This is a genomic window from Bacillus sp. KNSH39 (assembly GCF_052656585.1).
This window is the reverse complement of the sequence record NZ_JBQXYO010000001.1, coordinates 4,957,213-4,965,811: the sequence shown is the minus strand read 5'-3', so window position 1 is coordinate 4,965,811 and position 8,599 is coordinate 4,957,213. Positions and strand designations below refer to the sequence as shown.

General features: G+C 36.9%; 9 protein-coding genes. 1 reads left to right on the top strand and 8 read right to left on the bottom strand.

Annotated features, from left to right (window positions below):
- The first annotated feature begins 157 nt into the window (after positions 1–157).
- The gene (locus tag ACUL40_RS25485; protein ID WP_086404525.1) at positions 158–745 is read left to right on the top strand and encodes a hypothetical protein; all 588 of its coding nucleotides are present in this window, start codon (positions 158–160) and stop codon (positions 743–745) included.
- 209 nt (positions 746–954) lie between these two features.
- On the opposite strand, the gene ACUL40_RS25480 is transcribed toward ACUL40_RS25485, so the two are convergent.
- The 8 genes from ACUL40_RS25480 to ACUL40_RS25445 form a co-directional block, all read right to left on the bottom strand.
- Complete coding sequence (locus ACUL40_RS25480) at positions 955–2,028, bottom strand: sulfate/molybdate ABC transporter ATP-binding protein (RefSeq protein WP_086396718.1); 1,074 nt, start codon at positions 2,026–2,028, stop codon at positions 955–957.
- A gap of 13 nt (positions 2,029–2,041) precedes the next feature.
- Positions 2,042–2,899, bottom strand: coding sequence for a sulfate ABC transporter permease subunit CysW (cysW, locus tag ACUL40_RS25475; protein WP_086396717.1), 858 nt, complete (start codon positions 2,897–2,899; stop codon positions 2,042–2,044).
- An 11-nt stretch (positions 2,900–2,910) separates the two neighbouring features.
- A complete protein-coding gene (cysT, locus tag ACUL40_RS25470) occupies positions 2,911–3,738 on the bottom strand; it encodes a sulfate ABC transporter permease subunit CysT (protein WP_001227879.1) in 828 nt (275 codons plus the stop codon).
- 34 nt (positions 3,739–3,772) lie between these two features.
- Complete coding sequence (locus ACUL40_RS25465; RefSeq protein WP_445422697.1) at positions 3,773–4,828, bottom strand: sulfate ABC transporter substrate-binding protein; 1,056 nt, start codon at positions 4,826–4,828, stop codon at positions 3,773–3,775.
- 174 nt (positions 4,829–5,002) lie between these two features.
- Positions 5,003–5,179, bottom strand: coding sequence for a hypothetical protein (locus ACUL40_RS25460; RefSeq protein ID WP_006916062.1), 177 nt, complete (start codon positions 5,177–5,179; stop codon positions 5,003–5,005).
- 163 nt (positions 5,180–5,342) lie between these two features.
- On the bottom strand, positions 5,343–6,875 hold the full coding sequence (locus ACUL40_RS25455; protein ID WP_445422698.1) for a fatty acid--CoA ligase family protein: 1,533 nt from the start codon (positions 6,873–6,875) through the stop codon (positions 5,343–5,345).
- A 161-nt stretch (positions 6,876–7,036) separates the two neighbouring features.
- The gene (locus ACUL40_RS25450; RefSeq protein WP_445422699.1) at positions 7,037–7,465 is read right to left on the bottom strand and encodes a hypothetical protein; all 429 of its coding nucleotides are present in this window, start codon (positions 7,463–7,465) and stop codon (positions 7,037–7,039) included.
- Between the two features lie 139 nt (positions 7,466–7,604).
- Positions 7,605–8,594 (bottom strand): lipoate--protein ligase, encoded by a 990-nt coding sequence (locus tag ACUL40_RS25445; RefSeq protein ID WP_000897277.1) that lies wholly within the window; start codon positions 8,592–8,594, stop codon positions 7,605–7,607.
- Between the last annotated feature and the right edge of the window lie 5 nt (positions 8,595–8,599).

The window sequence follows — 8,599 nt, the reverse complement described above, 5'->3', positions numbered from 1 at the left end:
TAATGCTTGTAGTATCCCACCCCATTTAATGATTGATAAAATAAGACAAGGGCTTTTTTGGAATCATCAGTTAAACTTGCAATTTAGTTGAAAAAGGAACGTAACTGATGATGCGGAAAAACGTAGTATATATAAGACTATGTAAGGAGTTTGTCATATGATTGATAACAGAATTTCGAAAGATTATGATCATGAAATAGATGATTCTTTAAAAGAAATTACAGATACAACCATCTTACTTAATTTTCAAAAAGCGATTGTAAGTTTATATCCTCATCTAATACCAATTCATGCTTTTGCCTATGACGCATGGGATGATATTGTAATGCCATTGTTTTATGAGATGGTATATAAAACTTTTGCTTTTAAATACGGGATAAATATTAACTTTAAAGAAACTCATACCTATATGTTTTCGCTTAATAGTTATAAAGGGATACATCACATCGAGTGTGTTCCAAAGTGCATAACATTTAAGATTTATATTAACGAAGAATGGATTGAAATGGATAATAAAAGTTTGAAAGAAAATGTATTTGTATTTAAGTCATTTGGGGATGGATTGCATTTTCTAACTGGTGGAATTGGTATTGAAGATCCTTATCGTGTAGGATTTGACCTTGTTGAGGTTGATATTGTTTCTACCATAACAGGTCTTCCATCTAAAACAAGTATTTTTATTGATAAAGAGCATGTAGACTTTATGTTTGTCGCAGAAACATATGATACAAATATCCAAAATTAAAAATTTTATGTAAGAACGTAGGAAGAATATCTTCATTACTACTCGTATCAAATAGTTGTTTGAACACGCTCCGCTATTATATATACAAACTTCCGACTACATTTCATATGAGAAAAAGTTATTACGATAAACAAAGAAAAGGTCTCCTAAAATATCTTTTAGGAGACCTTTTCTTATTAATAGATTTTGTAATTTAAGAGTGAACACTCTTAAATTACAAAATCCTCCGGAATAAACACTTTCACTTCTTTCGGCTGTACGTATACGAAATCACCCGCTTGAATGTTCAGCTGCTTGAACTGTTCTTTCGTAATTTCTGCTTCTAAATATTCATCTGTTCCGTCTCGTTTTAATTCTACATATACGACATTTCCGACTGCGTGAGAATAAGATACTTTTGCCGGGATTGCATCTATGCTTTGTTTCGTACGAGAGATTGATAAGTCATGCGGCCTTACGTAGGCTATTCCGTCTACGTTGGAAACGTGCTTATGCTCTGGTGCTTCTAGTTCGATTGATCCTACATTTAGCTTTCCTTTATGAACGCGGCCGTGAAATAAATTTACATTTCCTAAAAAGTCATATACAAACGGACTTGCTGGGTTTTCATATACTTCTTCCGGTGTTCCCATTTGTTCAATGCAGCCTTCATTCATTACAACGATGCGGTCTGCAACGTCTAATGCTTCCTCCTGATCATGCGTTACGAATACGCTCGTAATTTGAAATTCGTCATGTAATTTCCGGAGCCATCTTCGTAATTCTTTTCTCACCTTTGCATCGAGTGCACCGAACGGTTCATCGAGTAATAAAATTTTCGGTTCGACTGCAAGTGCCCGGGCTAGTGCAATACGTTGACGTTGTCCACCAGATAATTGCGCTGGATAACGTTTAGCAAAGCCATCCATTTTTACGAGCTTTAATAATTCTGTTACCTTTTCTTCTATCGCTTCTGCTGACGGTCTTAAGCTTTTCTTTCTTACTTTTAAACCGAAAGCGACATTCTCAAATACATTCATATGTTTAAAGAGCGCATAGTGCTGAAAGACGAAACCGACTTGCCTGTTTTTCACGTGAATGTCTGTTAGATCTTCCCCATCAAATGAAACAGAGCCTCCATCCGCTTCTTCTAATCCTGCAATAATGCGTAATAACGTCGTTTTCCCAGAACCTGACGGGCCTAATAAGGCAACAAGTTCACCTTTTGGAATATCCAAATGAATGTCTGTTAGTGCTTGAAATGTACCATATTGCTTTGATACACCTTGAATTTGAATACTCACCGTAATCCCCCTCTTATTGGCGTTTTTCCATTCGCCATTCAATCCAGTTTTTTATAATGAGTGTAAACACTGCAATTAATGACATTAACGTCGCTACTGCAAATGCTGCTGAAAATTGATATTCATTGTACAAAATTTCAATATGGAGCGGCATCGTGTTCGTAATACCGCGCACGTGACCCGATACGACAGAAACGGCTCCAAACTCACCGATAGCACGGGCATTACATAGAATCATGCCGTATAAAAGACCCCATTTTATATTTGGAAGCGTAACGCGCCAAAACATTTTCCAGCCACTTGCGCCAAGTGATAAAGCTGCCTCTTCTTCACTTTTCCCTTGCGCCTGCATAATGGGAATTAATTCACGTGCAACGAACGGGAAGGTTACAAAGATTGTTGCGATAATAATGCCTGGTACAGAGAAAATGAGTTTCACTCCATGTTCAAGTAACCATTCGCCAAGAGCACCCCTCGGTGTGAAAAGTAAAACGAATACTAATCCTGCGATAACTGGTGACACAGCAAACGGCAGTTCAATAAGAGAGAGTAATACTTGTTTTCCTTTAAACTGAAACTTTGTAATAAGCCATGCGGCCGCTACCCCAAATATCGTATTAAGCGGCACAACGATTAACGCAACGAGAAGCGTTAATCTAATTGCTGAAAATGCTTCTTGATCTGTAATAGCGGCAATGTATACATCCATCCCTCTTTCAAAGGCTTTTAGAAAAATAGTTATGAGTGGCAGTAATAGAAAGAGAGATAAAAATAAAACTGTAATCGTAATTAATATGCCTGGTACAAGCTTAGATTCTTTTTTAGCTGATACGCTTTTTACTATTTTCTTTTCTAATACTGTTGGTTCCATTTTCTCTCCTCCTATTCACTTTTTAGTTCATGCCTTCTACTCCAGCTTTGAATCATATTAATAAGAAGAAGGAAAAGGAGAGAAATAATAAGCATCACGGTCGCTACAGCTGTTGCCCCCGCATAATCATATTGTTCTAGTTTCGTCATAATCATCAGTGGTGCAATTTCTGTTTTCATCGGCATATTACCTGCGATGAAAACGACAGATCCGTATTCTCCTAATGCTCTTGCAAATGCGAGTGAAAAACCGGCAAGAAGAGCGGGAAAGATTTCTGGTAAAATGATTTTCACAAATATTTGCAAGCGGGATGCACCTAAACTCGAAGCCGCCTCTTCTACTTCTTTATCAATATTTTGCAGCACTGGTTGCACCATTCGAACGACAAATGGTAAACCGATAAAAGTAAGCGCAACGATAATTCCGAGTGGTGTAAAAGCTACTTTTATATGAAACAGACTAAATATTTTCCCAATCCATCCATTTTCCGCATAAAGCGTTGTAAGTGTAATACCAGCTACAGCTGTCGGAAGTGCAAACGGTAAATCAATGAGTCCATCTAATAGTCGTTTCCCTGGAAACTTGTAGCGTACGAGCACCCAAGCTATTAATAAACCGAAAATGGCATTTACAATAGCAGCTGCAAATGAAGTTGTAAAACTAACTTGATAGGAATGCAACACACGCTCGTTCGTTATAACCCCAGCGAACTTCTTCCAACCTAACTGTGAAGTTTGAATAAATACGATAGAAAGTGGTATAAGTACGAATAAGCTCATGTACAACATTGTAAATCCAAGCGATAATCCAAACCCTGGTAAAACACGCTTCTTCCTCATCCTCTTTCACCTCATCCCCCTTTAGTAGTACGCATTATTTTTGATAAATTTTATCGAATACGCCGCCGTCATTAAAGTGTTTTTCTTGTGCTTTTTTCCAGCCACCAAATAGTTCATCTACTGTAAATAATTGAACTTTCGGAAATTGGGATGCATATTTTTCTGCTACTTTTTCATTACGCGGACGATAAAAGTTTTTCGCCGCAATTTCCTGTCCTTTTTCTGAGTACAAATATTCAAGATACCCTTCTGCTACTTTTTTCGTTCCTTTTTTATCAACGACTTTATCTACAACCGCTACTGGTGGTTCTGCAAGTACACTAATAGAAGGGGTTACAATTTCAAATTTATCTTTTCCAAGCTCTTTTTGAGATAATAACGCTTCATTTTCCCATGCGATTAATACGTCACCAATTCCTTTTTCAACAAATGTTGTCGTTGCTCCGCGCGCTCCTGAATCTAATACTTCTACGTTTTTATAAATTTGGCTAACAAACTCTTTCGCCTTATCTTCACTATTATTATATTTTTTCAATGCGTATCCCCACGCCGCTAAATAGTTCCAACGTGCTCCGCCTGATGTTTTTGGATTTGGTGTAATGACAGACACACCTTTTTTCGTTAAATCATCCCAGTCTTTAATTCCTTTCGGGTTTCCTTTTCGAACAAGAAATACAATTGTTGACGTGTATGGAGTGGAATTATTCGCAAGTCGCTTCTGCCAATCTTCTGCTAGTTGTTTTTTCTTGCTAATGGCATCAATATCATAAGCAAGTGCTAGTGTAACAACGTCTGCTTCTAAGCCATCAATAACAGAGCGCGCTTGACTTCCAGATCCCCCGTGTGATTGTTTTACATTTACTGTTTGCCCATGCTTCTCTTTCCAATACTTCGCAAAATCTTTATTGAAATCTTGATATAACTCCCTCGTTGGATCATAAGAAACATTTAAAAGCTCAACTGTTTTTTTATCTCCACTTTCTTCAGAATTACTAGTGGATGTTGCCGAACCACACCCTGATAAAAGTACAACTGCTGATAATAAAACACCTGTACTTTTCATAAACGCTGTCTTACCCCACTTTTTCATCGTTAAGCCCCCTTAGTTTATACAATAGAAAAAGGCACACAATATATTCACAAATGTGAACATTGTGCGCCTTCAGTTTATCTGATTAGCTTCTAATGTATTGTATTCGATTTCTTTTCATTTTAATTCTGTAATTCATATGTGTCAACTTGGAATTTGAATTTTCTTGCTAAACTAAAATATTGGCATACTTCGAGCCCAATGATTTTTCAAATCAGCAAATTCTTTTGGTAACTTACTATTTTCATTCCATTCTAATTTATATGCATTTACTAACACCGTAGCCATTGATTCACGGTTCATTACTCCATTTGGATTAAAATTACCGTTCTTATCACTTTCAGAGTTCATTTCATCCATAATGTCATAAATAAGATATTGCACGCGTTAATTCCTTCTGTTCTATGTATATCCCCTCCTTGTTGGTCATATGAAGGTGTAAATATATGGCACCACCGCTTAATCAATACAAAAAAAAATGAGGCAACCACCTCCAAAGATGGTTGCCTCATTTTTACACTTGCATCGCTTTCTCTCTCAATGCTCTTCTTAACAATTTACCCGTCGTATTCTTCGGTAATTCTATTAAAAACTCAATGCTTTTTGGCACTTTATATTTCGCTAAATGTAACGTACAGTAATGCATTAGTTCTTCTTCTGTTACGTTTGCTTGCTTCAAAACGACGTACGCTCGCACAGCTTCTCCTAAGTTTTCATCAGGAACACCGATTACAACAACTTCAGCTACTGATTGGTGCGTATATAATACTTCTTCTACTTCACGAGGATATACGTTATAACCGCCAACTAGGACGATATCTTTTTTACGATCAACGATATAGAAGTAACCTTCTTCATCCATTTTCGCTAAGTCACCTGTATATAGCCAGCCGTCTTTCAATGTCGCAGCTGTATCTTCTGGTGCATTATAGTATCCTTTCATAACGTTAGGTCCGCGAACGATTAATTCGCCGACTGCGCCGACAGGTACTTCTTCCCCAAGTTCATTTACAATTTTATTTTCTACATGCCAAATATTTGTGCCAATTGATCCTGGTTTACGAGGACGATCTAGCGGGTTGAAACAAGTAACTGGTGATGCTTCTGATAAACCGTATCCTTCTGAAACAATAACGTTAAAACGTTTTTCAAAGTTTTGCAGAAGAGCAACAGGCATCGATGCACCACCGGAAATACAAAGACGAAGCGTCTTCACATCTTCTGCGCTTGCTTCTTCAAATAAATATAAATAATTGTACATCGTCGGTACGCCAGCAAAGATCGTTGGTTCATACGTACGACAAATACGGAATACTTCTTTCGGACTAAATTTCGGTAACATTAAAATCGTTGCCCCGTTCACAATCGGTGCATTGACCGCCACTGTTAAACAGAATACATGGAACATAGGCAGTGCCGCAACAACACGGTCATCAGCCGTATATTGTAAATACGAAGCCACATCGCTCGCATTACTATATAAATTTTTATGTGTAAGCATAGCGCCTTTCGGTTTTCCAGTTGTGCCCGAAGTGTATAGGATAACCGCTACATCTTCTTCATCTAGTTCAGGACCTTCGTAAGTTGTATCTCCAGTCCCCACAAAACTAGTAAACGTTTTCATTTTTTCGGTTTCTGTATGGTTAAAATCTGATGAGGTTTCGCATATGATGATGTTTTCTAATGAAGGAAGTCTTGTTGTAAGAGATTGTATAACAGGTAGAAGGACGTCGAGTACGATGATTGTTTTTACATCTCCATTTTGTAAAATATAATGCATTTCGTCTGCTGTATAAATTGGATTAACTGGAATAACAGTTGCTCCGGCTTTCATTGTTCCGTATAAACCGACCAAAAAATGTGGTGAGTTCCCAACAACTAATGCGACATTGTCCCCTTTTCCAATGCCCATTTCTGCTAAATTGCTAGAAAACCTTGTGACCATTTTGTTTAATTGGTCATATGAGACCGACTGATCCATAAATATATAAGCCGGTTTATCCCCCTTCTTTTTTGCCGTTTCAGCCAAAGATTGAACGAGATTCACAAAAACCCCACCTTTATAAAATTTAGAATATTTAAAAATTCTAAATTAATTATATTAAAAGAAAATTAAAGTAGCAAGTGATATTCTATTAACTGCATATAGACAGACCACCTTCTCTTAGTTTACTTTGGAAAAATAAGGGGATTTTATTTGTAAGTAATTTATGAAACTAGACCAGAAATCATTTTAGGATAATATGCATTCATCTTTTCTCTAAGTTTATTAAGTTCCTCTTTATTTAACGTCGTATGCTCGCCGTGCAAGTTAAGAGCGTCCGCTCCATCTTCATGAAAATAAACTGTAACATATAACGTCGGTAACCCTGTATTGTCTTCATCTATTGAAAAAACGACATCTGGTGTCTTATTAACAGTGCTGAATGTTTCATTTCTTTTCCACTTCTTATTTTGAAACATGTCTTGTATATCATGTATCTTTCGTTTGTTATCTGTATGCGTAAAATATATAACATTATCCTCCGCTGGTTTTCCGATAGACAAAATTGTACGACTTGAGGGCGATCCACTGCTACACGCTGTCATTCCGACGACGAAGCTGAGCAATAATATAACGTACATTACTCTTTTCATTTCGATTCGCCTCCTTTTCATATATATATTCCTTTATAAGAGGCAGATGTCCTGTAAGTATACATTTTGTGGTAAATGGAATTATATCGACAAAACTACAAAAAGAAAGAGGCTGCCTTTATGGCAGCCTCCCTCATTTTTAGAAGAATAAATGTAAGAAATCTTCTGTTGTAATGTTACCGAAGTAGCGTGCGATATCTACGCCTTCTAAAGCTGCAGTGAATGCATCTTTATCGAACTGAACGCCTGTTAGACGCTCTTCGATATCATGAACATCTAGTGAACCGAAGAAGTCGCCGTAAATTTTACATTCTGTTACTGTTCCTTTTTTCACTTCAAGACGAACATCAACTTGTCCAACTGGGAAGCGGTGTGAATGTTGTAAGTTGAACTTCGGTGATTTTCCGTAGTTCCAATCCCAATTTTGGTAACGTTCTTCAGAAAGTTTGTGGATCTCTTTCCAATCATTTTCTGTTAATTCATACGTTGGGATTTCTGTTTCTCCTTCGAAAATTGTTTCTAGAAGAAGTTGTCTAAACTCCTCTGTCGTCATTTCTTCGTTTAGGAACTCTGTAATGTTCGCAACGCGGCTACGGATTGACTTTATTCCTTTTGATTGAATCTTATCCATTTTTACTTTTAACGCTGATACGACGTGATCGATTTCAGAGTCAAATAGTAACGTACCGTGGCTGAACATACGACCTTTCGTTGCGAACTGTGCGTTACCTGAAATTTTTCTACCTTCAGCTAAAATGTCGTTACGACCACTTAGTTCTGCATTTACGCCTAATTTACTAAGCGCTTTCGTTACAGGCTCTGTAAATTTTTTGAAGTTGCTGAAACTGTCTCCATCATCTTTCGTAATAAAACTGAAGTTTAAGTTTCCTAAATCATGATATACTGCGCCTCCGCCTGATAGACGACGAACGACATGAATACCTTTTTCTTTTACGTAATCTGCATTAATTTCTTCTACTGTGTTTTGGTTTTTACCAATGATAATCGAAGGCTCATTAATGTAAAACAGTAAATATGTTTCGTTAATATCTAAATTTTTCACACAATATTCTTCAATTGCTAAGTTTATTCTAGGATCAGTAATTCCTTTATTATCAATAAATAACATCGTAT

Excerpts from the sequence above, each read along its gene's own strand:
- ACUL40_RS25445 (WP_000897277.1), bottom strand. The coding sequence starts at position 8,594 with ATGTTATTTATTGATAATAAAGGAATTACTGATCCTAGAATAAACTTA.
- ACUL40_RS25460 (WP_006916062.1), bottom strand. The coding sequence starts at position 5,179 with ATGAACTCTGAAAGTGATAAGAACGGTAATTTTAATCCAAATGGAGTA.
- cysW (WP_086396717.1), bottom strand. The coding sequence starts at position 2,899 with ATGGAACCAACAGTATTAGAAAAGAAAATAGTAAAAAGCGTATCAGCT.
- ACUL40_RS25485 (WP_086404525.1), top strand. The coding sequence starts at position 158 with ATGATTGATAACAGAATTTCGAAAGATTATGATCATGAAATAGATGAT.
- cysT (WP_001227879.1), bottom strand. The coding sequence starts at position 3,738 with ATGAGGAAGAAGCGTGTTTTACCAGGGTTTGGATTATCGCTTGGATTT.
- ACUL40_RS25450 (WP_445422699.1), bottom strand. The coding sequence starts at position 7,465 with ATGAAAAGAGTAATGTACGTTATATTATTGCTCAGCTTCGTCGTCGGA.
- ACUL40_RS25465 (WP_445422697.1), bottom strand. The coding sequence starts at position 4,828 with ATGAAAAAGTGGGGTAAGACAGCGTTTATGAAAAGTACAGGTGTTTTA.